The organism is Emticicia sp. GW821-FHT11C11 (genome assembly GCF_058808615.1).
Window position 1 is genome coordinate 224,735 of record NZ_JBXARV010000003.1, and the last position, 25,062, is coordinate 249,796.

General features: G+C 43.0%; 23 protein-coding genes. 11 read left to right on the top strand and 12 right to left on the bottom strand.

Annotated elements, in window-relative coordinates; genetic code table 11:
• Positions 1-28 precede the first annotated feature (28 nt).
• The 8 genes from AC1RRY_RS16130 to AC1RRY_RS16165 all read right to left on the bottom strand — a co-directional run bounded on the left by AC1RRY_RS16130 (position 29) and on the right by AC1RRY_RS16165 (position 7,565).
• Complete coding sequence (locus tag AC1RRY_RS16130; protein WP_492822742.1) at positions 29-457, bottom strand: hypothetical protein; 429 nt, start codon at positions 455-457, stop codon at positions 29-31.
• A gap of 43 nt (positions 458-500) precedes the next feature.
• Positions 501-1,235, bottom strand: a complete 735-nt coding sequence (locus AC1RRY_RS16135) for a hypothetical protein (RefSeq protein ID WP_492822740.1) — start codon at positions 1,233-1,235, stop codon at positions 501-503.
• A gap of 98 nt (positions 1,236-1,333) precedes the next feature.
• Entirely contained in the window at positions 1,334-1,888 is a 555-nt protein-coding gene (locus tag AC1RRY_RS16140) for an RNA polymerase sigma factor (RefSeq protein ID WP_492823138.1), read from the bottom strand.
• Positions 1,889-2,023: 135 nt separating this feature from the next.
• Positions 2,024-2,980, bottom strand: coding sequence for a transketolase family protein (locus tag AC1RRY_RS16145; RefSeq protein WP_492822738.1), 957 nt, complete (start codon positions 2,978-2,980; stop codon positions 2,024-2,026).
• A gap of 53 nt (positions 2,981-3,033) precedes the next feature.
• Positions 3,034-3,906 (bottom strand): transketolase, encoded by an 873-nt coding sequence (locus tag AC1RRY_RS16150; RefSeq protein WP_492822736.1) that lies wholly within the window; start codon positions 3,904-3,906, stop codon positions 3,034-3,036.
• 405 nt (positions 3,907-4,311) lie between these two features.
• Entirely contained in the window at positions 4,312-4,761 is a 450-nt protein-coding gene (gene bcp / locus AC1RRY_RS16155) for a thioredoxin-dependent thiol peroxidase (RefSeq protein WP_492822734.1), read from the bottom strand.
• Positions 4,700-6,763: a M23 family metallopeptidase gene (locus AC1RRY_RS16160; protein ID WP_492822732.1), complete on the bottom strand. Its 2,064-nt coding sequence runs from the start codon at positions 6,761-6,763 to the stop codon at positions 4,700-4,702. The genes bcp and AC1RRY_RS16160 overlap by 62 nt, the downstream gene beginning before the upstream one ends.
• A 175-nt stretch (positions 6,764-6,938) precedes the next feature.
• Positions 6,939-7,565, bottom strand: a complete 627-nt coding sequence (locus tag AC1RRY_RS16165; RefSeq protein ID WP_492822730.1) for a fumarylacetoacetate hydrolase family protein — start codon at positions 7,563-7,565, stop codon at positions 6,939-6,941.
• Positions 7,566-7,805: 240 nt separating this feature from the next.
• Here AC1RRY_RS16165 and AC1RRY_RS16170 point away from each other — a divergent pair, with 240 nt between their 5' ends.
• The 9 genes from AC1RRY_RS16170 (at position 7,806) to AC1RRY_RS16210 (ending at position 14,788) form a co-directional block, all read left to right on the top strand.
• Positions 7,806-8,642 (top strand): M48 family metallopeptidase, encoded by an 837-nt coding sequence (locus AC1RRY_RS16170; protein ID WP_492822728.1) that lies wholly within the window; start codon positions 7,806-7,808, stop codon positions 8,640-8,642.
• A gap of 190 nt (positions 8,643-8,832) precedes the next feature.
• Positions 8,833-9,612, top strand: a complete 780-nt coding sequence (locus AC1RRY_RS16175; protein WP_492822726.1) for an SDR family NAD(P)-dependent oxidoreductase — start codon at positions 8,833-8,835, stop codon at positions 9,610-9,612.
• A 108-nt stretch (positions 9,613-9,720) separates the two neighbouring features.
• On the top strand, positions 9,721-10,074 hold the full coding sequence (locus AC1RRY_RS16180) for a four helix bundle protein (RefSeq protein ID WP_492822724.1): 354 nt from the start codon (positions 9,721-9,723) through the stop codon (positions 10,072-10,074).
• A 112-nt stretch (positions 10,075-10,186) separates the two neighbouring features.
• Positions 10,187-11,071, top strand: coding sequence for an ROK family protein (locus AC1RRY_RS16185; RefSeq protein ID WP_492822722.1), 885 nt, complete (start codon positions 10,187-10,189; stop codon positions 11,069-11,071).
• A gap of 29 nt (positions 11,072-11,100) precedes the next feature.
• Positions 11,101-11,916, top strand: coding sequence for a sugar isomerase domain-containing protein (locus tag AC1RRY_RS16190; protein ID WP_492822720.1), 816 nt, complete (start codon positions 11,101-11,103; stop codon positions 11,914-11,916).
• A 13-nt stretch (positions 11,917-11,929) separates the two neighbouring features.
• A complete protein-coding gene (locus AC1RRY_RS16195) occupies positions 11,930-12,679 on the top strand; it encodes a 3-keto-disaccharide hydrolase (RefSeq protein WP_492822719.1) in 750 nt (249 codons plus the stop codon).
• A 6-nt stretch (positions 12,680-12,685) separates the two neighbouring features.
• Complete coding sequence (locus AC1RRY_RS16200; RefSeq protein WP_492822717.1) at positions 12,686-13,111, top strand: GNAT family N-acetyltransferase; 426 nt, start codon at positions 12,686-12,688, stop codon at positions 13,109-13,111.
• Between the two features lie 11 nt (positions 13,112-13,122).
• Positions 13,123-13,566, top strand: coding sequence for a DinB family protein (locus AC1RRY_RS16205; RefSeq protein ID WP_492822715.1), 444 nt, complete (start codon positions 13,123-13,125; stop codon positions 13,564-13,566).
• Between the two features lie 181 nt (positions 13,567-13,747).
• The gene (locus AC1RRY_RS16210) at positions 13,748-14,788 is read left to right on the top strand and encodes a methionine synthase (RefSeq protein WP_492822713.1); all 1,041 of its coding nucleotides are present in this window, start codon (positions 13,748-13,750) and stop codon (positions 14,786-14,788) included.
• A gap of 183 nt (positions 14,789-14,971) precedes the next feature.
• On the opposite strand, the gene AC1RRY_RS16215 is transcribed toward AC1RRY_RS16210, so the two are convergent.
• The gene (locus AC1RRY_RS16215; protein ID WP_492822711.1) at positions 14,972-15,919 is read right to left on the bottom strand and encodes a glycoside hydrolase family 43 protein; all 948 of its coding nucleotides are present in this window, start codon (positions 15,917-15,919) and stop codon (positions 14,972-14,974) included.
• 75 nt (positions 15,920-15,994) lie between these two features.
• Positions 15,995-17,431, bottom strand: coding sequence for an arginine deiminase family protein (locus AC1RRY_RS16220; protein ID WP_492822709.1), 1,437 nt, complete (start codon positions 17,429-17,431; stop codon positions 15,995-15,997).
• Positions 17,432-18,005: 574 nt separating this feature from the next.
• Here AC1RRY_RS16220 and AC1RRY_RS16225 point away from each other — a divergent pair.
• Positions 18,006-21,173: a cyclic nucleotide-binding domain-containing protein gene (locus AC1RRY_RS16225; RefSeq protein ID WP_492822707.1), complete on the top strand. Its 3,168-nt coding sequence runs from the start codon at positions 18,006-18,008 to the stop codon at positions 21,171-21,173.
• A gap of 1 nt (position 21,174) precedes the next feature.
• Here AC1RRY_RS16225 and AC1RRY_RS16230 read toward each other — a convergent pair whose 3' ends face one another.
• Both AC1RRY_RS16230 and AC1RRY_RS16235 read right to left on the bottom strand, forming a co-directional pair.
• On the bottom strand, positions 21,175-21,756 hold the full coding sequence (locus AC1RRY_RS16230) for an HD domain-containing protein (RefSeq protein ID WP_492822705.1): 582 nt from the start codon (positions 21,754-21,756) through the stop codon (positions 21,175-21,177).
• A gap of 156 nt (positions 21,757-21,912) precedes the next feature.
• Entirely contained in the window at positions 21,913-23,136 is a 1,224-nt protein-coding gene (locus AC1RRY_RS16235; protein WP_492822703.1) for a DUF1028 domain-containing protein, read from the bottom strand.
• Between the two features lie 419 nt (positions 23,137-23,555).
• On the opposite strand from AC1RRY_RS16235, the gene AC1RRY_RS16240 reads away from it, so the two are divergent.
• Complete coding sequence (locus tag AC1RRY_RS16240) at positions 23,556-24,926, top strand: sensor histidine kinase (RefSeq protein ID WP_492822701.1); 1,371 nt, start codon at positions 23,556-23,558, stop codon at positions 24,924-24,926.
• Positions 24,927-25,062 lie beyond the last annotated feature (136 nt).

Here is a 25,062-nt window from a genome sequence, read left to right on the forward strand (position 1 = left end):
CCCCGACCTTTTTGTATCTTTTCTGTGCCTATTCCTGCAGTTTTTCCAATAGTTTTTTGTTGAAATTCTGCTCGGTGCGTTTCAATTCGGCATATTGTTTTGGTGTAATGGTTTTCAGAAGTCTGGTCATATACTCTTCTTCCAGCTCTATTTCTTTCTTTTTGTAGGCAAGCACCTGTTTGTGCGAACCTGTGATTTTATCGTCGGTGGCGGTCAGAGAATTGGCTTCGTCGAATGTCCTTTTGATACTTCTGCGCAATTCGAATTTCCTGCTCTGATACTCGTTGTATACCGACCAGAACTGTGGCGCCTGCTCAGTGGTCAGATTTAGTTTTTCGGTAATAAGGCCGATTTTGGCGGTCTGAATCTTTTCAAATCGATCGCCTACTGCACCATGTCGGTTCTGAGAAAACGACAGCATTGGCAATGCTAAAATGATAAAAATGATTTGTTTCATAAAGTTGATTTTTTCATAAGGATTTTCGTGCCGGTTAAAACAATTATATATCCTCAATGTCCTGACTTTCCAGATGTTCCAGAATATCAGTTTTGTTAATTTCCAGATCGTCTATAATTCTGGTTTCAATTCCCTTTGGTAAGGCTGTTTCGGTAGCCGAGGCTACTTCATACTCTAAATAGCTTAAATCTTGCGTGGCCAGATAGGTATTAATGTCTTCTCTGCTTAAATCGTTGAACGCGGCTTCTGTTGCTGACTCAGAAAACTGAGGTACGGCAAAACCCAGACCGATCATCAGCACAAGGCTTGCTGCGGCTGTCCAGACCACACGGCCTTTTTGCCACCAGTTCACTTGTATGGTTCTGGCTTCTTTTGTGGTTCGGCTCAGTATGCGTGCCGGGAGCTCATCAAAATAATCAGCCGGTATTTCAAAAATATTCTTTTTCTCAATGCTTTGCAGTTTTACATGAGCTGCTATGGCAGTTTCTGCGTTTTTGAAGTATCCTTCCGGAACTTTGAAAGGATTCATTTTCGGTAGATTCTCCAATCTGATTTCCTGTTTTTCAAGATTGGCAATACGGCTCATGATTCTTGAGGAAAGCGTATCAAAATAAGTGTCAGGCACTGCAAAGTTTTGCTGTTTACCAAAACTGAAGTTTGGTTCGTCAAATAGGGCCAGCCTTTGCTCAATAGACATCGCCAGCGTATCGAAGTAATTTTCGGGTACCTGAAAGATGTTTACTTTGGGGATGTCTGTTATTTGGATACTCTTTTTCATGATATACTCATGAGACTGATAGTGAACTGGTTCTCTATAACCTCCTTAAATTGTTTAATTGTGGTTTTGACAAGTCAATTTTTAAAAGGTTTAAATAATCAGGATTCTTTATTTAAAAAATCTTCAATTTTTTTTACAGCCAGATGATACGATGCCTTCAGCGCCCCTACAGAAGTACCTGTTATTTCGGCAATGTCGTCATATTTCATATCATCATAATATTTCATATTGAACACTAATCGCTGTTTATCAGGCAGTTGCAGTAATGCTTTCTGTAATTTCAGCTGTATTTCGTCACCTGATATATATTCCTGAGAAACGGAGCTTTCGAGTGTATTGAGCAGGTCGGTGCTGTCGTCGTTTTCCAATGGAACATGGTTCTGACGACGCTTCTTCTGTAAAAAGTTCAATGATTCGTTGGTAGCGATTCTGTAAATCCAGGTGTAGAGTTGGGCATCGCCTCTGAAATTCTGCAAGCCCTGCCATACTTTTATGAAAGTTTCCTGTACCACGTCGTCGGCATCGTCATGGTCGATTACCATTTTGCGGATATGCCAATAGATTTTTTGCTGATATTTCTTTATCAGCAGATTAAACGCATTCTGACGCTTCTCCGGATCTTGTATTAAGCCGACTAACTCTTGATCGGAAATCTGCATTTTTTACGGAAAGGGGTTTGTTTGTGATTTTGAATGACTGACCCCACCCCAGCCCTCCCCAACAAATAGGTAGGGAGTTCGGGAGTGGGGTTAGGTCTCACCCTGTTTCTTACAAACAACCACTTGGGTTTATTGTTTTCTTTGAATCACTTTTAATGTTTTTTCGACAATATTTTTTGCCGAAAGGCCATATTTTTCCATCAGCTGTGCCGGCGTGCCCGACTCACCGAATGAATCGTTTACGGCTACATACTCCTGAGGTGCAAGAAAATTCCTGGCCAAAGTCTGTGCCACGGCATCACCCAGACCACCATTTGCTTGATGCTCTTCGCAGGTTACCACACATCTGGTTTTGCGAACGCTCTTTAAAATGGCTTTTTCGTCTAATGGTTTAATGGTGTGTATGTTCACGATTTCAGCGCTGATGCCCTGTGCTTCCAGTTGCTCGGCTGCCTGTATTGCTTCCCATACCAGATGGCCTGTAGCAATAATGGTTACGTCTTTACCCTCGCTCACCATCCATGCCTTACCGATTTCAAACACCTGATCGGGTGCTGTGAAAACCGGCACAACCGGACGACCGAAACGCAGATAAACCGGGCCTTTCCAGTTAGCTGCTGCTATAGTAGCGGCTTTGGTCTGGTTGAAATCACATGGGTTGATAACCGTCATATTAGGCAAGGCACGCATCATGGCCAGATCTTCCAGAATCTGGTGTGTAGCACCATCTTCTCCCAAAGTAAGACCCGCATGCGAAACGGCAATCTTTACGTTTTTATCTGAATAGGCAATTGACTGGCGAACCTGGTCATAAACCCTGCTTGAACCGAAGTTGGCAAAAGTAGTAGCAAACGGAATTTTACCACCAATGGTAAGCCCGGCTGCTACGCCTATCATGTTCGCTTCGGCAATACCGCACTGAATGAAGCGCTCAGGGTTTTCTTTAATGAATGTATCTATTTTCAGAGAGCCTACAAGGTCGGCACAAAGAGTTACTACATCAGGGTTGGTTCGGCCTAATTCGGTCATGCCCGCACCAAAGCCCGAACGTGTATCTTTTTTCTCGGTGAATGTGTATTTTGTCATAAACGATGTTAATCTGAGTTTGAAAGAATTTGATTAGCACTGAGGACCGTCCATCAATAATCCCCAATAGTTCCGGTGGTTACCAGTTGTTTCAGTGCGGTGTCTAATTGTTCGTCGTTTGGTGCTACACCGTGCCATTTGTGGCTGCCCATCATGTAGTCAACTCCGGCACCCATTTCGGTTTTAAGCAATATCATAATCGGTTGGCCTTTGCCTGTCAGGCGTTTGGCTTTACGAAGCCCGGCTACCACCTGATCCATATCGTTGCCGTCTTTGATGTCTATCACGTTCCAGCCGAAAGCCTTGTATTTGGCTTTCAGGTCACGGTTGCTCATTACTTTTTCAGTCGGGCCGTCAATTTGCTGACCATTCAGGTCTATCACTGCTATCAGATTATCTAATTTGTGGTGAGGTGCGGCCTGTGCTGCTTCCCATACCTGTCCTTCCTGTTGTTCGCCATCACCCATCAGGCAATACACCAGATTTTTGTCGCCGTTCAGGCGTTTGGCTAATGCGGCACCGATAGATACCGAAAGACCTTGTCCTAATGAACCCGAGGCAATGCGTATACCCGGCAGGTGTTCATGCGTGGTTGGGTGCCCTTGTAGTCTTGAATCAATCTTACGGAAAGTTGCCAGTTCGCTTACGCCAAAGTATCCTCTGCGGGCTAAGGTAGAATAAAAAACAGGTGAGATATGTCCGTTTGAAAGGAAGAAGAGGTCTTCTCCGGTACCATTCATATTAAACGAAAGATAACCGCCCTTACCCTTTCTGTTATTGATTTTCATTTGCTGAAAATAGAGTGCAACAAACAAATCGGTACAACCCAAAGAACCACCGGGGTGTCCGGATTGGCAGGCATGCACCATTCTAACAATATCCCGGCGTACTTGTACCGCAATTTCTCGTAATTCTTGGTTCTGCATTTAAAAGTATTATTAAGTGTCAAAAAAACAATTAATACAAAGTTAGCCAGATAATGATAAAAATGTGGTTTTGTATTAATTTTTGCAAAAGTACATAATACATCTTGGTTTTTAAAAACTTAAATGTCTTTAAACTTATACTATTAAGGCATAAATTACGGTTTTGGGATAATAATTCTGAAAGCTGTTTATAAGAAAGAGGATTCTGTTGCGTATCAGCGAATGAATTCGCTTGCTATAATAACATCGGATATAGTCAATAAATGCCGACTTAAGTCGGCATAGGTTATAAAAAATGCCTTTGTTTAATCAGCCATTGACGGGGTGGTACAATAATAAAAGGACAAAAGAGCTTGGCTTATGAAGGTTTTAGACTAGTTGTAATATAAAAAAGCAACAGCAAATTCATTTCAGTATTTGCTGTGCATGGTTTTTGGATTCAACCTTGGAAATGATTTCTTCAATGATTCCGTTCTCATTAATAATGAAAGTAGTACGGAAAACCCCCATATACTTGCGGCCATACAATTGCTTTTCGCCCCAGATTCCGAATTGTTTGGCTATTTCGTTGTCGGGGTCGGTGAGCAGGTCGAAGGGGAGATCATATTTTTTTATAAAGTTCTGGTGAGACTTCTGTTTGTCGCCACTTATACCTAAAACCACATATCCTTTAGCCAGTAGTGCATGATAATTATCTCTCAGATTACATGCTTCTGCGGTGCAGGTAGGGGTGTTGTCTTTCGGATAAAAGTATAAAACAACTTTTTTGCCTTTATAATCACTCAGACTTATGTCATCTCCGTTTTGATTTTTTGCTTTTAGCTCCGGAACCGGGCTTCCTACGTGCAGGGGCATGTTTTTTTCTTGATTTTTTTAATTGTTGCTTGTGTTGTTTGATGTACTCATCAATGTTTACCTGATACGTGCCTGTATTGCCCACGTTATCGACTACTTCCAGTTTTAAATCTCCACTGAATATCTGCGATTCATCGAGTTTTATTGACCAGATTTTACCGTTTTTATATTCATAGTCCATCAAAACCCACTCTCCGTTCACATAACAGTTAAACGCTTTGATACCCGAGAAATTATCAGAAATAATAAAGCTCAGGTAGGTTGAATCTATTTGTGTCGGTCGGATACCTGGTGCGTCATTGTCGGTAATCAGTTGGAAGTTGCCCAGACGACGGGTCTTGAACTGAATGGCACTGCCGATCCAGGTACCACCCAGATACTGGCGGCCATTGTTGATATCATAAACACCTGTTTTGGGTGACATCGAAATGCCCGATGGCGTCCATAATACAGTCAAGAGGTCTTTCAGTGGTATCTTTTCGGTATTAATGGTCAGTTTAGTGCCGCTTACAGACGTTGTCAGGTACAGGGTGTCATAAAGGGCATTTGTGAAATCGAGCCGCAGGTTAGGTTCAGAATAGAATTGGCCGAACTGAGGGAGAATTTCTTTTTTTATGCCCAGAATAGCTGAGCTGTTATCTACCTGTACAAAATCGGCAACGCCTCTGTTTAAATCATAAAGATATACGGCTTCTTTATTGGCGATGTAAGATAAAGGCAACTTTATGGGCACGCCCTTGTTTTGTAATATGGCAAAGGCTGCCGACGTATTTTTAGCTCTGATTGTAAGTGTATTTTCGGTAATGGAGGTAGAGAGATTACCTGAAAAATTACTTTCTTCGGCCAGCGAAATATCCACCGGACTTTCCTGCATGACAGATGGTTCTCCCTGAATTGAAAAAGTAAGGACAGAGGTGTTGCCGTAGCTGTCTTTTACTTTTACAAAAACACTATGTAATTGATTATCCGTAATCACAATTTTACCCTTGTTTCTGTCGGTTTCATAGACCGAAACGCGGTTGCCGTCTGCCACGTAGCACTTCTGAATACGAGTGCCGTTTGACTGAGAAAGATCATAATCAATATGCACGTTGATGTCTTTGGAGACATCGAAGGGCATTTTTTCAAGATTAAGCTTGTAGGTGCTTTTGCCGTCTACTTCTACTTCCAGTTCAGTGATTCCCATCCGGAAAGGAGAGGTCTGGCTGCGGTCGTAGGTGTTCAGTTCCAGTCCGATTGTTCCTTGTGCTTTTACAATGGTCGGTAATATATACTCACCTGCGGGTGTTCGCTTGGGGGTCATAGAAACCCTGCCCAATTCGCCATTAACCCTGGAATAGGCATTGAGTGTTTTCAGAATTACTTTCTCAATAACAGGCGCCTGCGAATCCTCTATTTCAGGAAAACCGAATTTAAGTGGATTGATGGCGTTTTCAAAAGCATCGCGGATTTCGAAATGCAGGTGAGGCCCGCCGGATGCTCCTGTATTGCCGGAAATGGCCACCACTTCACCCTTTTTTACTTTGAGTTCATTAGGCCCGGGTGTCAGTTCTATTTCCCATATTTTCTGAGCATATTCCTTGCTGCGAAGATATTCCTCTATAACAGGATTGTATTTTTTGAGGTGCCCATAAACCGTAGTGTATCCGTTCGGGTGTGTAATGTAAAGCACATTGCCGTAACCCCCACGCATAACTCTGATGCGCGATACATAACCATCAGCAGCGGCATATACATTATAGCCCTCAACCGCTCCCGTGCGGATATCCAGCCCTGCATGAAAGTGATTGGTACGGAGGTCAGCGAAACCACCCGATAACGAAGCCTGTTTACCCGGCTGAATCGGAAACATGAAATAGCCTTTAGGATATTGTTCTTTTGCCTGGCTTACATCCCGCTGGGCATAGGTGCGGCAGAGCGAGGTATCGGCTGTCAAATATACAATCAGTAAAAGGGTACTCAGAACTTTTGTTATAGGAATGGATTTATTCTTTGTTTTCACGTCTGTAAGTATTTGAGTGGATTATACAATGGCCCTGCTTCTAACAGAAAGAGTAAAAGGTGCTACCACGCTCTTTTCAAAAAAGAACAGGCGGCCTAAATACTCAGGCTATGTATACAAATCTCAATCTAATAGATTAATACTGATGTTAATTTCTGCAGCTTGTCAGTGCTACTTATTTTACTTCGAACTCAAGCATTTTTTCGCCCTCAATAGAGGCCGTGAGTTTGTCACCTAATTTAACAGGGCCCACTCCCGAGGGTGTACCGGTAAAAATAAGGTCGCCGGTTTTTAGCGTAAAATATCTTGAAACAAATGCAATGATGTAGTCAAACGAGAAAAGCATCAGAGATGTGTTGCCCTGCTGGCGCGTTTGTGTATGGCCGTCAGCGTCGGTAACATCCAGATGGAAGTTCAGATTTTTTAGATCAGTAAATTTAGATTTCGGTACGAATTCTGAAATCGGAGCCGAACCGTTGAAGCCTTTGGCGAGGTCCCATGGTAAGCCTTTTGCTTTTAGTTTCGACTGGATGTCTCTGGCTGTAAAATCAATACCTATGCCTATTTCGTCATAGTATTTATGGGCAAATTTTTCCTCAATATTTTTTCCCATTTTGTTGATTTTGATAACAATTTCTACTTCATGGTGGATATCGCTAGAAAAATCAGGATAATAAAAAGGTTCTCCGTTTTTTGAAATGGCGGTTTCCGGTTTGGTAAATATGACTGGTTCGTCGGGGCGTTCGTTATTCAGTTCTTTGATATGTTCGGCGTAATTACGCCCGATTGCGATGATTTTCATACGGTATAGACAGGGCCTCAAAGATTAGGTGTTGGTTTATTATAATGATTTTTTCCGTACTTTTGAGGCAGATAAAAGTTTGGAATTTTTACAAAAATAGGGAATTTTCATAGTTTGGCAGCAGATAATGGTCTGATTTTTTAGTCATTGTCAGCAAATAGTCCTTTGTGTGGAAAGCTGTTTTTGTAATCATTCGGGACTGAAAATCAAGAACTTAAATTAATATAATATTATAATACGATGAAAACCCTTTTCAAATCTTCGGTAGCGGCATGTTTATTATTTGTATTTATCTGGTCTTGTCAGAAAGTTCCTCTAACGGGGCGTAATCAGTTTGTCGGGCTGGTATCAAACGATGAAATGATTCAGATGAGTTTTGCCGAATACAAAGGCTTTATGGATACGTCGAAGGTAGTAGCGGCCACCAACCGTGATGCAGAAATGATTGCCAGAGTAGGCGGGAAAATTAAAACAGCCGTTGAAAATTACCTGATTCAGAACAATTACAGTCAAGTAATCAGCGGCTACCAATGGGAGTTTAAACTGGTGCAAAGCAAAGAAGTGAATGCCTGGTGTATGCCCGGTGGTAAGGTATGTTTCTATACCGGAATTCTGCCGATTTGTAAAGACGAGGCAGGGGTAGCAGTAGTAATGGGTCACGAAATTGCCCATGCCATTGCCAGCCACGGCCGTGAACGCATGAGCCAGGCTATGGCTGCTCAGGGAATTACCAGTTTAGGGGCATTAGGCGCAGGGGTATATACCGGAAATCAGCAGACTATGGAACTCGTAGGGCAGGTATTGGGTATTGGTGCTTCGGTGGGTTATGTGTTACCTAATAGCCGTAAGCAGGAATCGGAAGCCGATAAACTGGGATTGATTTTTATGGCAATGGCCGGTTATGATCCACAAAATGCGGTGGCGTTCTGGCAAAGAATGGCTGAAGCAGGTAAAAATTCGCAGAAACCACCTAAGTTGCTGTCAACTCACCCTGCTGATGAAACCAGAATTGCCGATTTGCAAAAGCAGATGCCACAGGCACAGAAGTATTATACGACTTACGCAACCAAAAAATAATATACTGTAAAATCTCCGATACAAGTAGGGTACTGATGTAATAATCAGTGCCCTTTTTTGTTGACCGTAATTAGAGTTAGACTATCAATTTGAAAAATCGTGATACAAAATTTGCAAAGTTTTTTTCTTTGCTTACTTTTGCTTGTATAGACAAGTTGTGGGTTTGATGAGCAATTTTTAGAAACCGTTGATGCTGAAAAATAAAAAAATAGTCGTGATAGGCGGTACTACCGGGCTGGGTCTTTCGGCAGCGAAGGCCTTTGTGCAAAATGGTGCAATGGTAGTGGTGGTAGGCCGGAATCCGGAGAGTTGTGCTACTGCTGAAAATGAACTCGGTGAAAGCGCGCGTGCCATGATTGGAGATGCGGCTGATCCCGCAACGGCTGTCAGTGCTATTGATATAGCGATGGCAGCGTTTGGAGGTTTCGACGGGCTGTATCATGTAGCGGGAGGCAGCGGACGGAAATTCGGCGACGGTCCTTTGCATGAGATAAGCCTGGAAGGATGGAACAAAACCTTTGAACTGAACCTGACGAGCCTAATGCTTTCGAATCAGGCAGCGATCAGAAAATTTATAGAATTGGGTAAAGGAGGAACAATTTTGAATATGGGGTCGGTACTTGGTGTTTCTCCATCACCGAAATATTTCTCAACACACGCCTATGCCGCTACTAAATCTGCCATTATCGGATTCTCAAAATCGATTGCGGCTTATTACGCACCTTATAATATAAGAGTAAATGTGCTGGCACCCGCTTTGGTAGAAACACCGATGTCGCAGCGGGCTTCAAAAGACGAAGTGATCATGAATTTTGTGAAAACCAAACAACCACTGGATGGCGGCCGGAACGGACAAGCAACCGATCTGGACGGAGCGGCGCTTTACTTTATGTCTGATGCCTCCGGATTCACAACGGGGCAAGCACTTTTTGTAGATGGAGGATGGAGTGTGAGCGAAGGGCAATATTGAAGGATTGTCGAATGTCGATTGCAGATTGTCGAATTGTTTTGTAAAGAGAACTTTCAGTTCGCCTATTGATAGAAGTATTTTTTTGCTGTTAACCTAAGCGAACAACTTATGAATGCGGTGGATTTAAAAAGCCGGACTAAACAATTTTCTTTACGGATAATCAGATTAGTAAGAGCTTTGCCTACGGATAAGGTGGCGGATGTAATCGGGAAGCAATTATTGAGAGCAGGCACATCTGTTGGAGCTAATTATCGTTCGGCTTGTCGGGCTAAGTCACAAGCAGATTTTATAAATAAAGTTCATATTGCAGAGGAGGAAACGGATGAATCGATATTCTGGATGGAATTACTGATTGAAGGGAAAATTGTTAATGACATTCTTTTAAAGGAATTGATGAAAGAAGCAAATGAACTGCTGGCCATATTTTCAGCCTCAGCGATTACGGCAAGAAAAAACAAGTAATAGAAGTGTCGAGTGTCGATTTCAGATTGTCGAATTAAACAATCCGACAATCTGAAATTGAAAATCGAGAATAAGAATTGACAATCTGCAATCGAAAATCGACAATAAATAGATGTCTTACGTAATAGGTATAGATTTAGGGGGTACAAACATAAAAGGCTTAATCATAAACCAGAAAGGGGAGGTTTTGAAGCAACACTATATTCCGACAAAAGATACGGATGACGGCTCGTGGCGTGAGAACGTAAAGGAAATGGTTGAGTATCTGAAAAACTACCTGCAACAACCCATTCTGGGTATAGGCCTTTCTGCACCCGGCTTGCCTAATGAGCAGAATCAATGTATTGCTTATCTGCCGAATCGGTTGAAAGGCCTGGAGAATTTTATGTGGGGAGAGTATCTCGGCGATGCCACCTACGTATTGAACGATGCTCACGCAGCGCTGATGGCAGAAGCGAGATTCGGCGTAGCGAAAGACAAGCGCAATGTGGTTTTGCTGACACTGGGCACGGGAGTAGGAGGAGGTATTTTGATTAATGGACATTTATATCAGGGACTTTCGCAAATGGCAGGGCACCTGGGGCATATATCCATCAATACACAGGAAGACACCCAAAGCATAGTAGGCATGGTGGGTAGTCTGGAATATGCCATCGGTAATTATTCCATAGAAAAAAGAAGTCACGGCAAGTTTAATTCAACCTGGGAACTAGTAGAAGCTTACCGGAAAGGAGACCACTTTGCGACGTATCTGTGGTTATCGTCAGTTAGAAAACTGGCCGTGGCCATCAGCTCTATTGCTAATTTACTATCACCCGAAATGGTAGTTTTGGCCGGAGGCATTACACTGGCCGAAGATTCGCTTTTTGAGCCGCTGGCATCGTTCATGGATTTGTATGAATGGCGACCCGGTGATAAAAAAACAAGCATTGTGCAGGCATACTTCGGCGACATGGCAGGCGCCATAGGTGCCGCCAGCTTTGTGCTAACTAAATAAATAATCATACAACATAAGAAATTAGAAATATGAGTGTCATACAGGATTATCTGAATAAGTGTGCTGGCATTGTAGAGACAGTAAAACAACAGGAAAGTGAAATACAAACGGCTGCCCGATGGTTTGCCGATTCTATACTGGCCGGAAGAATGGTGCATGTGTTTGGGTCAGGGCACAGCCGTATTATGGTAGAAGAAATGTGGCCGCGCTATGGCTCATTTCCGGGGTTTAATCCCATTGTAGAGCTTTCGCTCACGTTTCATAATCTGGTAGTAGGCGCTAACGGACAGCGCCAGGCCATGTTTCTGGAGAACGTTAGCGGATTTGCCGATAGAATCCTCAGAAATTTTGATTTATCTACTTTAGATACGGCACTGGTCATCTCGTCGTCAGGCACCAATGTGGTTCCTGTAGAGATGGCCGAAATTTTTCAGCAAAAAGGCATCAAAGTGGTGGCGCTGGTAACAGAAGACCACCTGAAAGCCAGCATTACCAAACGCGCCGACCATAAAAAACTGAACGACTTTGCCGATCTGGTGCTTGACACCGGCGCACCCGTTGGTGACTCAATGGTGTATGTACCTAATCTGGATACTCCTGTTTCTCCCGGTTCAACGGTTGGGGGCGCCATGATTATCAACAGTATCAAAGCGCAGGTGGCTGATTACCTCACCCAAGCGGGGCATCCGCCTAAAGTACTTACCGCAGGTGCATTGGTAGGCGCCACAAGAGCCACCGAGTTATTTGAGGCGGCTTATGACGAACACGCCCACCGCATAGCTAAAATGTATGCCCAATTGGGAGTACAAAGCTATGTATCTGAGAACAAAACCAAGACCGATTAATATACTTTAACCTATGAAAAAAATCATCTGTTCATTTGCTTTGGCTATCCTCAGCCTGAGTGCCTTTGCACAGAATTTTAAAGTGCCTGAAACTACCGAGGTATGGGAGCCCAAGCCCAAATTGGTAGTGCCGGGTAAAGCTGCCGGTGCGCCGCCTTCCGACGCCCTTATTCTTTTTGATGGCACTAACATGAATGCCTGGCAGCAGACAAAAGATAAGTCAGCTTCGAAATGGCTGTTGAAAGAGGGTGCCATGATTGCTAAAAACGGAACGGGCGAACTGATGACCAAACAAGAGTTTGGCAGTTTTCAGTTGCATGTAGAGTTCAACATGCCACTCGATTCTAAAAAAGCGGGGTACCCGAACGGGGGCAACAGCGGGGTTTTTCTGCATGGCAGGTACGAGATTCAGATATTTGATTCCTACAATAATGAAGTGCCGATTTATGCCAATGGCATGGCCGGTAGTGTGTACAAGCAGGTGATACCCCTGGCCAACGCGATGCTGAAACCGGGGGAATGGAATAATTATGATATATTTTTTACAGCCCCGAAATTCAGATACAACGGCTCGGTTGAAACACCTGCTTATGTAACTGTATTGATGAATGGTGTGTTGATATTGAATCACTTTGAGATTCAGGGAACGATACAGTACATCGGTATACCTTCGTATGAATATTATTCCGGCAAAGGACCGATTGCTTTGCAGGAACATGGTTCGGAGGTGGCGTTCCGTAATATTTGGATAAGAGAATTATAAAAGATTTTGATTGAATTAAAGGAAATACAGGCAGAAGATACCCGCGAACTGCGGCATAAGGTGATGTGGCCGGATAAACACCCTGATTTTGTGATTCTGCCCAACGATGCCGAGGGTTTGCACTACGGGTTATTTGAAAACAGGCGGCTGGTATCGGTAGTATCACTTTTCAAAGAGGGCGAAAGAGCGCAATTCAGAAAGTTTGCTACAGATGAGACCGTTCAAAGGAATGGATATGGCTCTGAACTATTGAAATATATGATAGAAGAAGCCCGTAAAATAGGCGTGAAATCGCTTTTTTGTGATGCCCGGGTGGCTGCCATTGGGTTTTATGAGCGCTTTGGCATGGAGACTGACTGGGCGGTATTTCAGAAAAACGGTAAAAATTATGTGCGCATGAATAGGGATTTAACAATCAGTAAACGACAGTAAAACGAATAAAAATGATCAGTTCATTAATTAAACTTTTCGACCGCGACCTGCTGAAACTGAGAACCGAGATAGAGGCTTACACCAGCGAAGACGGACTATGGGTGATACGCGGAGAAATCAGTAACTCGGCCGGAAACTTATGCCTGCACCTGATGGGAAACCTGAATCACTATCTGGGGACGCAATTGGGTAACACAGATTATATACGGAACCGGCCTTTAGAGTTTTCGGATAAGAACGTGCCGAAGTCTGTATTGATTGAAAAAATTGAAGCAACGCGGCTGATGCTGAAAAAAGTGCTGGAAAACCTGACTGCCGAAGACCTGGACAGACATCATACTGAAGAGTATAACAACGGATTAGAGAGTAACGAATATTTCCTGATTCATCTGTACGGGCATTTTAATTATCATCTCGGGCAAATTAATTATCACAGGAGACTTGTAATAAATTAGTGAATGAGCGATTGGTGAATATTGTCTTGAACTTTGATTTAACTGATTGTATCTGAGTTGTGAATTACAGCTTAAAGACAAATCAATTCAGTTGGTTCGCCATTCTGGCAAAAGTCAAAAAACATTCACTAATTCACTCAATCACTAATTCACAGTTAATCACTCATTCACTCAATAAAATATGCAACCTATACCTATTAGAACAACCGTTGTGGGGAGTTACCCTTTTCCGGGTTGGCTTGAATTTTCTTCCATGAACCTAGATAAATTCGGTGCGGCGGATATAGAAGAAATGATTGAGGATGCCGTGGTAGCGGCCATTCATGACCAGACCACCGTCGGACTGGATGTGATTACCGACGGAGAGCAAACCCGTCTGGATTTTAACCTGTCTTTTTACGGATTCATCAAAGGCCTGGAGCCTAACCATTCAGAGACCCGTAAGTTCGGCCCGCCTGCGCATGACCAACGGGGCAAGCACTCTATTGTTGAGCCGCTAACTGCACCGAAAGGACTGGGAGCCGTAAAAGAATACCAGCGTCTGGCCAGACTGGCGCCGAAGGGGCACACGCTGAAAGCCTCAGTACCGGGGCCATATACCCTCTCGGGTCGTATGTTGCCCGACGGAAAAATCTACAAAGACCGGTATGAAATTACTGAAGGGCTTCTACCTTTTGTAAGAAAAGAATTGGAAGACCTGGTAGCGGCAGGTTGTACGGAAATAACGGTTGATGAGCCGTCGATGTCGTGCTATGCTTACAAGGAGGACACCAAACGCTTTGTTGATATATTTAAGCGGACTATTGAAGGGGTCGTGGGTAAAGCAAGGGTTTCAACACACTTGTGCTTTGGGAATTTTAAGGGACGCCCAGTGGGGTACAGAAAACTGCACCCCATGTTACCTGATTTTCTGGATTTGAATGTAGACGAGATTCATATTGAAATGGCCAACCGCGAATTTGATGAGGTGACATTGCTGGCCGAATTTGCGCAGCGAATGGATGTAGCCGTCGGAATTATTGACGTAAAGAACTATTACTGTGAAACAGTGCAGGATGTAATAGACCGCATAGAACTTTGCCTGAAATATGTTCCGGCAGAGAAATTGGCCGTAGCGCCCGATTGTGGTTTGAGCCAGACCGCCCGCTGGGCATCCCGCCAGAAACTGAAAGCCATGTGTGAAGGTGCCAAAGCGGTAAGACAAAAATTGGGATTGGTATAATTTATAGCTAAATTATGAATCACATAATGATGATATATCAGTAGGATGATTAACGCTCATATTTGTAATCCTGTAGGGAAGATATATTCTAATATATTATCCCTACAGGATATTTTTTATTGGCGAATAGGTAATCTACAGATACATCGTCCCTGACGGGACTAAAACTGCGTTATCACATTCCTATTTTGCCAGCTCCAGCTTCTTAGCCTGCTTTTTAGTTATGCTGATGATACTACCATGCCGCATGCCTTTGGGGAAATTAATGTCCGACGATACTTCCTCCCAGTTGCTTAAATCTGTTGAGCGATAGGCCCCGTAGTAATGAGGCTTGGTATAATGGTCGAAATACACATAATAGTAGTTTTCGATTTTAATGGCCGACGGCCCCTCTACCCAACTGCCGGAAAAAGACTCACTTAGATTTCTGAATGGGCCTGTTGGAGTATCACCCACAGCAAAACGCAGGTTTTTCTTTAGAGGATTTAATCTTTCATCTTTCAGAAAAAGATAGAACTTGCCTTTGTCTTCCAGCAATGTAGCATCAATGCAATTGAAGCCCGGGTCGTAGAAAAGACGGGTTTCGCTAAAAGTTTCGAAATCTCTGGTTCGTACATAATAAAACCGATGGTTGTATTTATCTTCACTCAGATTAGTGGTGTCTTCTTCAAATTTGCCCTTGATGGTCGACGACCAGAAGATAACCCAGTCTTTCTGAGCTTTGTCGTAAAATAATTCCGGTGCCCACACATTTCTTACCAGCCCCGTTTCATTTGCCAGCACAGGTATGGCCTTTTGAGCCGACCAGTTAATCAGGTCTTTCGAGTTGGCATAGCCTATTACCCTGCCATTTTTACCATCCCATGAAATCGTCCAGACCATGTGGAACGTCCCGTCAGGACCTTGCTGAATGGCCGGGTCACGCATCAGATTGTCAGGATGATTAATCTGTGGTTTCAGAAACGACTGGTCGCCTTTCAGCGCCGACCAGTTGCGGCCGTCTTTGCTCAGCGCCAGATGCAGGCCGTCCTGCCCGTTGTCTCTGAAAGAAGTAAATAAATAATACGATTTCTTCTGTGCAAAAGTTTGTATGGAACAAATGAGTAAAAAGAACAGTAATCTGGTTTTCATGAATTAAAAATGGTGTGTTAGGTTGAAAGACTCCTCTCCCAAACCAAGGAGAGGAGCAGGATGGGGTAAAAGATATCAAATGGCACTTTCCCTCAATATTGGCAAGCTCATGCAATGCGAGCCACCTCGGGCTCTTGAGAGCTCGGCAGAGGGTAGTAGGATAATCGTATCAGTCAATGTTTCCGGATTAAGCTCGTTATTTTCGAATTTCTCCAGTAATTCCACCGCATTAATAGTGCTGAAGCCTGCATTTCTGAAAGCTTTTGCCGTGTGGTCGTTGCGGTCATAGCCTATGGCTACTCCGGCTTTTAGTGCCAGCAGATTACAGGAGTCGGTCCACTGCTCTCGGGCACCGTAGGGAAACTGATTATTGCCCGAATAAATGAATTTGATATCATCATAGCAATTCAGGTCATCTTTGGTGATGGAACTGAGCAGGTCTTCCAGATTGGCAAAATCTCTTACTTTCACACCTTCTTCCTTATTAATAAACTGCTTGATGATAAGCGTTTCATAACCCGGCTTCTGGCCCAGGTTTTCCCATATCTGCTGTTTCTCGGCTTCTTCATGCACACGCCCCAGAGAACCCAGCAAAACCCATACATTGCACTTAATCTGTGTGAAGATGGTGTCAATGTGCATATAGTCTCGTTTTTGCGGAATTTTCACAATCGTTACTTTCTTCACAACCTTACGGGCGAATAACAAATCAATGGCTTGTCGTGCTGCTTCAACGGTGGTGCGTTCGCTGACACCTATCAGCAGGTGATTCGGCGCTACCATCATTACGTCGCCTCCTTCAAGGGTATTCAGGCGGTCTTCCTGCTCGTCTTCGGGTAGTAAAAAATGGTTTTCGTCTTCTGTAATCTCGATAATTTTACCCCTTAAATCGGTAAAAATTTCGTGATTAAAGAAAATATACCGCGCTAGCAGTGACTCACGCGTGCGGGCATATTTAGCCGGTTTATTGAGCAATAGGTACTCGTTTACTATAATGCCAATATCACGCGTAAAAATCAGGTTCGGAATCGGCGGGAAAAGCATTCTGTCATTAGGCATAGTACCGGTAATAAGCACCTTGGCCAGCTCAATCAGCGATAACTTCGCCAGTTCGTTCTGAAATTGAAATGAACATTCTTCTACTGCACATACAGCGGCTATTAATTGCGTGCGCACTTCAGGTATATGCAGAATATCAGCCAGCAGCTTTTCAAACTCAATTACTTTATCTGAATTGAAATACACCTCTTTTTCCGGTTTGTAGAAGTCGCGGCTTGTGTCGGCGTCAATTTCTTTCAATTTGCCTTTTACTTTTTCGGGGTCCAGAAAATACAACAGAATCTTAACGTAGTAGTCGTATTCATTGCGACGCATGGTTTGCAGGTGCACAATGTCTTCAAAGAGCCAGTCCTGTGCTTTTGAGGGCACTACTTTGCCTAAACCGCTATCAGGGCTATGGATGATAAGCCGACGTAAGGTACCTACTTCTGACGAAACAAATATATTTTGCATATCTAATGAGTGAATGAGTGATTTGGTGAATAATTAATGATGAACCGTGAATAGCGAATTAGTGAATATTTTGAGGTTGAATCGTGTAAGTCGGATTCTCTCAGGTATTTACAAGGTTGCCAATCGTGGATTCCTTTCAATCATCAATTAGTAAAAACCAAATTGCGCCATAAAGAAGAGTAAGGCAAAGAAGGCGATGGTAATCGGGCTCAGCAGATTAAAATGATTCGATTCTGAAAGTATAAGCAGTTCTGGCATTTGTTTAAAACATATACTAATGCAAATTAAATTTGAAAAACCCCATCCCATCCCTTCCCCAACAATGGGGAAGGGCTTTAAGAGTCCCTCTCTCCATTGTTGGGGAGAGGGATTTAGGGTGTGGGGTTTTGCGATATTTTCGTTGAAAAATGCCATTTTATTTTGCAAAAATACAAGTACTGTCAGTCATTTCAAAATCACCGGCTTTTCGTCGGTCTTTCTTCTTCACAAATTCAGCAATTGAACCAATCTTTTAAAAAAACATTCCTAAATTGCGTTGTCCATTTTAAAAATGCAAATGGTTGAATCTAAAAGTATGAATGGGTCTACCCGCATTGAAGAGCCGCCGAAAGAATCAAGACTACTTTTGTTATTTTTCCTACACAATTTCTTTATTAGTATAGGAACCGTTTTAGTATATGTTTCGGCGAATCTGATCTTACTCGAACATCACCCCGAAATTTCTCTGCCCATTGCCTATATCGTTTCTACCTTTGCCATGATGGGCGTAGGGAAAATCTATGAATATTATGAGCATCATCTGGTACTTAAAAAACTGAGCGTGCGTGTGTTGCTGGCAGTGCTGGTGCTGGCCATTATTATGGGGGTTATTCTGTTTTTCAATCATTCTACGGCTGTTGCTATCGGTATAATGGTTGGGTTCAGGGTTATCTATCTACTGGTCAATCTCGAGTTTTGGGGTGTTTCGGCACTGGTATTTGATGTGCGCCAGAGCAAAAGGCTGTTTAGTGTCATTGGTTCAGGTGATGTACCGGCTAAGGCCATTGGGGCTATTCTGGCAGCGCTTATCCATTCTACTTCTGTACTGGCTATATTGGTGCTGGTGGCGTTTTTTACTTTTCTGCTAGCCTTTTTGACTCAGAAAAGAACTTTTGAACTGACTGAGATTCCGAGCCATCATCAGCATAAAGTGCGCAGGCATACTGAATCTAAAATCGTAGAAACACTTTTTGGCGGTAGCCACCTGGTATTTGAAATGTGCATCGGACTGGTAGCCATAGCTGCCTCTGCTACCTGGATTGAATATAATTTCTTTGTGAATGTAAAATACAAATTTCATTCCCAGCATGATGTGATCACTTTCGTAGGATATTTGCTGGCTATTACCTATGCCATTTCTACGATTGTGAAAGTGCTGTTTTCGAGCAAGGTGATTGATAAATTCGGTCTCAAAAATGCACTTTTATTGCTGCCGATTGGCACTTTGCTGATGTCGGTATTTCTGGTAGGGATGTCGTCCTTCAAGCAGGACGAAAGCTCTTTGCTGTTCGATTTCAGCGCGGCCTATCTTTGTTTCGAAGTATTACGCCGGACAGCCTTTGATCCGGTTTTTCTGGTTATGTTTCAGCCTTTGTCAACCCAGCAACGACTAAAAGGGCATACATTGGCCAAAGGTTTTTATGAACCGTTGGGTATGGGTATCGCCGGGGTTTTGCTGTTGATAGCGTATTTCATACACTCGTCTGAAATCTGGATAGCGTTTGCCTTAACAGTTATTTTATCTTTACTGGCGTTGTTTTTTCTCAATAAAGCCTACAAGCGATACATTATTGAGCTGAAAAATGCCCTGAGTAAGCGCTTCCTGAAAAGCAACGAGCTGGTTGTGCAGGGCGATGCCCTCGGCATTATTTTAAAGAACCTGAGCAGCGACAAACCTGAAGAGGTGATTAGTGCAATTGATTGGATTATGAAGTATGAGCCTAAAGTGATTCAGAATCAGGTAGCGTTTTTGTTGAAAAATAAGTCGGATAAGGTAAGACTGCATATTCTGACTGTAATCAAAAGCCTGCATCTGGCCATTGACCCACAGTTTCTACAGATTTTTAATGAAAACGAAGTGAATCCGCTGGCCCGCCGCCTGTCGGCAGAGATTGCCTGTACATTGGCTGCCACACCTGAGCAACGGCTGGTATACCTCAATTCAAAAAATATTTATACAGTGCAGGGAGCCATTCTGGCCTGCTGGAAATGGCAGAGAGAAGAGGCCAAAGTGAAATTAGACGAACTCTGCGAAAGCACAGTGCCGGCACATACCTTAGTGGCTTTAGAGATTATAGAGTTTCTGCGTCTGAAAGAATACGAAACTTTTGTAAGGATAAGCCTTGAGAAAGAAACCGGTGCTATCAAAGAAAAAGCGATTGAAGTAGCCGGAGCCATCGATTCTTCGGTATTAATCAAGACCCTTGTGCATTTGTTGGAAGACCGCCTCTGGGGCAAGAAAGTAATCAACAGCCTGATTAAGTCGGGAGGAAGAGGATTTGCAGAAGTGGAGGCGCTGTCGAGAGGGGGGGATACCGGTTTGCTACAGAAAGTGGTGCTTTTCAGTGAGAAATATCAGAGCCTTGCCAGTGAAAGGTTATTGATGCGTCTTGCCCAGAACGAATCACTGAATGTAAGGCAGATGGCATTGAAAGTATTAAGCAGGCGAACCAATACTGAAGACAATGAGGCCCTGTTCGAGAAACTTTTACAGGAAGAACTAGCCCATGTTTACCAGCTACTGCATGGCTTTGGTATATTAGACGAAGAGATACTGCAATATGAATCGGGGCAGTCGTCGAGCAGGATTTTTTACCTGCTGATGTTGCTTTATGATAAAGACATGGTGCAGGATGCCATGCTGGGAGTGGAGCATTCGTCGAAAGAAAAAAGAGCCAATGCGTTGGAGATTCTGGACAATATTATTCCGAGAGCCATCTATAAATGTCTGCATGCCATTCTGGACGAAAGCGCGATTGAAAAGAAAATAGCAATTTTTGAGTCATATTTTGATAACGGCATTCAACCGCAACCCAGCATTGAGTACATACTCGAAAAAGGCGGTAATGCCTTTGGCGACTGGACGATCGTGGTGGCATTAAGGGCATGGAACCTGCACGGACGGAATAATCAGCTTTTTGAGAAATACCTGACGCATCCTAAAAAACTGTTTCAGGAAGCCACTGCTGAGATTGTAAACAAAAAACCTGAATTAAAAGAAAAATATAAAGGTATTTTAGCTATGCAACACGCACATAATGAAAACGAAATATCTGAACTGGAGCGCGTAATTGTACTGAAAAACACGCAATTGTTTTCTGAAACACCTGAAAACGTGCTGACTTCTATCGTACCGATAATGAATGAGGTGAGTTATCATGAAGGAGAAGAGATTTTTCAGAAAGGAGCCATCGGTAACTGCATGTATGTGATTTACTCAGGTGAAATCGGGATAGTAGACCATCAGGTGCTTTTTGCCACCATGGGCAAGGGAGATATTTTTGGTGAATTGGCACTGCTTGATTCAGAGCCACGGTCGGCCACTGCGGTAGCCAAGAGCGATGTACTGCTTTTCAGAATTGATCAGGACGATTTCTATGACCTGATGGAAGAACGCGATGAGTTGCTTCGAAGTGTGTTAAGAATCTTATGCCAGCGCATACGCCTGCAGAATGATAAGTTGAAACGGTTGACAGTGGCGTAAGTTATTCAACCAACCCTTTCAGTTCTTTTAATCGGGTAAGTTTGCCTGCATTGCGCCATTGTCTGGCCGTTTCGGTCCAGTACTGGTGGTTCTCCAGAAAATTAATCTGTATTTTGTTCCAGCTATCCTGATCGGTTACCAGTTCGCGTTCCTGTAATTCTTCATAGAGTGAATGTGCAACAGACTGGAAATCGTCACGGCCTAGATAGTCCAGATCGGCATCGGCAATGATTCTTTCCAGATGAGTAGTCGGGCTTTGGGGTATTTTAGTGGCCATAATCATACCGCAAATTGTATCAATCTGCTCTGTAGTATACCCGAAATGGGGTAACGATACCCTTGCCAGTCGACAGCTTTCTTCTTCATGACCGTTGTAGGCAGTTATAAAACCTAAATCATGATACAAAGCAGCTGTTTGTATCATTATCAGCGTTTCTTTGTCGCTTATACCCTCTGCTACGGCAAGCTTCAAGGCCGCATTGGTTACGTCAATGGTATGATGTGTACCATGATAAAACAGTGAATCTGCCAGATTTTCGTCCAGCTTGTCAAAAACATATTCTTCCGCTTGCTGAATATCCATTTGCCTTTATTGTTAGTTCCCGCCACAATCTTTACTGCGTTTCATGATGCAAATATTGTGACAAATTTTATTCAAATAATCCTAATCGGATATAAATTATTTTTTTTGGTCTCCCTCCACTGGGCATACGGGTACAATTTATGAAACAACGATTTATTATCTGACCTTGTTTAAAGTTTCAATGGCTTCGGCATTTTCGGGGTCAAGTTGTATGGCCGCAGAAAGACTTTTCTTTGCCGATTGGTTATCGCCCTCCTGCAAATAGGCTCTTCCTAATTGATAATAAACAAAAGAAGACGCCGGATATTTTTTTAGCACTTCCTGGCATAAGGCAATGGCTTGTTTGGTTCTTTTCACTTGTATCATTAGCTGAATTGCACTATACCAATCTTTGAGCGAGAATGATTCGGGCTTCATCAATGCTTGTATTTCCGGATGATGGAACAAACAATAGAAAGCAGGTAAGTTGTTTTTCCAGGCTGGGTTTTCTGATATGGCTTGCTGTATAACAGAAACCGCTTTCGGTTCATTACCCAGAAGTATATAAGCCAGCGCAATTTTACCCGTAATGCCATTCCATCCATGCAGCATTTTTTCAGCCTGATGAAGCAGGTCTTCACCACGACTTTTGTTATTGTTGTTTATGGCATACACCGCCTGATTCAACCGTATCCTGCCATAGTGATAGTTCAATAGTTTTTCCAGGTCTTCAAAAGGCGTTAAAGAATGGTCTACTCTTAAATCTATCTGATTAAACCACTCGTTATTGCTTCCTTTTACAACCAGAGCTGCCGACTGTTTACCGTTGATTTGCCCACCTGCCTGCTGCCCTGCCACTAGGCTTTTCAAAAGGCGTTCTGCCAGCGTGCCCATAGTGTTTTCATAAGTATACTTCATTTTAATCAATACACTATCTGCCAATTGATTACCCATTACTGCAAATCCTTTACCTACTAAATGAGTAGACGTGCCCTGCCAGTATTTCAGCGCGGTACCGGTAAAGGCAAACACATTTCCTTTAGCATCAATGCCTGCCACCTGCCGGTTGTACCGTTCACTGTCGTTTTGTTTGGTAGATTCAACGGCTTGCTCAATCGATTTTCCTTTTTTCAGTTCTGCAAATCCATTATCGGCATAGGCGGGGTCGGTTTCGGCAATGATAGAAAAAGCACCAAGCCCGGGTTGAATATAAATGGTCGAATTGCCTACATAAATATTATTGGTGGCAACAGCTATGCCCCATTCTTTGGCTTTATCGTCATAGGCGATAATCGAGAAAGTCGCGTTGATGTTTTTGTTTTGGAGCAGACTGGGTAAGTTTTGCGAATAAGCAATGGTATACAAAAGCGAGAACAGAAGTAATAGCGATCTTTTTTTCATAATAGCTCTAACCTGTCGGTTAAATTAGATAAAGTAAATAGCCAGGTCAGGATACCATTTGGCACGCAACCAATTTTTCGGGGTAAATGTAATAAATAATTACTTTCGAATGTCACGGTGGTTATTTTTTGGTTTAGTGGTTCTGTTCTTTTGCAATGCAGTAGGTAAATGACAGGCGCATTTTGTTATCTGAATAACTATTGGACTTTTTGAATTTGAGTTATTTGGTCTCATCTAATACTTTGAATAGCTGATTTTTATACTGAAAACAGCCATATGGGTGTTCATGAACCGATAAAATTGTATTTTGCCGGATTCTTCTCTATTTTTGATTCGAATGATGAACATTGCCGGTTACCGGAGCAAAAATAGTTGAGCCTGATTATTTATAATAATACTCTATTTACTACAAAAGCAATATGAAGTTTGATTACAGCGATATAGTGGAGAAAGGCCTGTTCACGTTTTTTGTGATAAGGTTTTTACGCAATTATTACGAAACGGCTATCCGGTATCCGGAAAAAGATAAACTATTGAAGAATGCCTGGCTGGGAGTTATTCCGTTGTTCATATTGTCAGGTGTACCGGGCTTTGGGTTTTTAAAAAGCTCGTTTTATGAGCTCTTCGTATTGGTAGCCGCTTATTTCATCTATCGGTCAAGGGGGCATAGAAATACCCGTGTTTTGTGGACGGCCATCATACCGGTGGTGGTTATGATTGTAATCAATGGTTTTTTTGAGTTCGCGTTGCCGTCGGTCTATAAGGAGTATGAAGAACTGTTTGCTACCGCTTATGGTTTTGCGTTTTTCTGGATGATAGGTTTTGGATTCTACGCCCACAAACAGAATAAGGTAGAAATGAAGCAGAGGCAGAAGGCAGAAGAAGAGCGCCTGCGTACCGAAGCTAAAAAGCAAGAACTGGAGTATCAGGTAGCAGAAAGAACTGCAGAACTGAGAATGCAGAAAGAGGCGCTGGAAGAAACCATTGAAGAGTTGAGAGCCACACAAAACCAACTGGTGCAGGCAGAAAAAATGGCGTCACTCGGTGAACTGACTGCCGGAATTGCCCACGAAATACAAAACCCGCTCAACTTTGTGAATAACTTTTCTGAATTAAGTATAGAGCTTGCCAAAGAATTGCAAGAAGAACTGGAAAGGGAAGATCAGGACAAGGGGCTCATTACCGACCTGATGGGCGATCTGGTGCAGAATCAGGAGAAGATAAATCATCATGGCAAGCGGGCGGCAAGTATTGTTCGCGGTATGTTGCAGCACTCGCGCACCAGCACAGGGCAAAAAGAAGAAACTGACCTGAACGATCTGGCCGACGAATACCTGCGTTTATCGTATCACGGTCTGCGAGCCAAAGACAAAACTTTCAATGCTGATTTCAAGACTCATCTGGACGCCAGCGTGCCGAAAGTGAGCATTATACCTCAGGATTTCGGCAGGGTATTGCTTAATCTTTTCAATAACGGTTTTTATGCCGTGCAGCAAAAAGCCAAAATGAATATTGCCGGATACAAACCTCTGCTGGAAGTAATAACAGAAATGAATACGAAAGAGGAGGAGATTGTAATAAGGATAAGAGACAATGGAACAGGTATACCTGAAAGTGTGAAGAATAAAATCTTTCAGCCATTCTTTACCACCAAACCTACTGGGCAAGGTACCGGCCTCGGGCTCTCACTGGCTTTTGATATCATTACCAAAGGGCATGGTGGCACGTTAGAGGTGAACTCAACCGAAGGCGAAGGAACTGAGTTTGTGATTACGATACCTGTTAATTAATTGAGTGGGTTAGTAAATGAGTGATTTGTCTTTGAACTATGAGTTTGCAGTCCGCCGCGGCTCATTAAACTGATTGCATCGATCAGGATTGAATAAGACAAAATGACACCCTGCTAAAATCACTCAATCGCACATT